This window comes from Citrobacter sp. Ca225 (assembly GCF_030337175.1).
GTDB lineage: Bacteria > Pseudomonadota > Gammaproteobacteria > Enterobacterales > Enterobacteriaceae > Citrobacter_A > Citrobacter_A amalonaticus.
This window is the reverse complement of sequence record NZ_JAOWCD010000004.1, coordinates 1-579: the sequence shown is the minus strand read 5'-3', so window position 1 is coordinate 579 and position 579 is coordinate 1. Positions and strand designations below refer to the sequence as shown.

Genomic DNA, 579 nt, shown 5'->3' with positions numbered 1-579 from the left:
TTCCCGGTGAAACGGCCTTCAGCCGCAGCGAATCGCTCTGGCTGGCGCGGGGCGGCGTGCCGGCGCTGCATGAAAGCAATGTACTGCATGTGCTGTGGCAGGCCCTGCCGGAAGACATTCGCACCAGTCCACACCTGTATCTGGCGACCAGCAGCGTTCAGGGACCGTGGTGGATACTGGGCTGGTCTGAGCGCATACCGGGAGCGGATGAAGTTCTGCCCGCCCCGCTGCCGCCGTACCGGGTGCTGACCGGGCTGGCTGACCGTTTCGGGCGCACACAAACCTTTCACCGGGACGCAGACGGGGAATTTGCCGGGAATATCACCGCCGTGACCGACGGCGCAGGCCGCCGCTTCCGGCTGGTGCTGACCACGCAGGCGCAGCGGGCAGCACAGTACCGGAAACAGACAGCCGCCGCGTACGGCGCAGACAACGGCCTTCGTCTGGCGGAAGTGTGACTGACCCACGACCCGGAATACCCGGATATTCTGCCCGCCGTGCCGCTGGCGCGATACGACTATTCCCCGCGTGGCGAACTGGCAACGGTATACGACCGCAGCGGCACGGCAGTACGCCATT

1 pseudogene is annotated in these 579 nt (G+C 66.0%); it reads left to right on the top strand.

Going from position 1 to position 579, the window contains the following annotated elements:
• A pseudogene (locus OGW13_RS00020) lies at positions 1 to 579 on the top strand (type IV secretion protein Rhs); the annotation flags it as partial.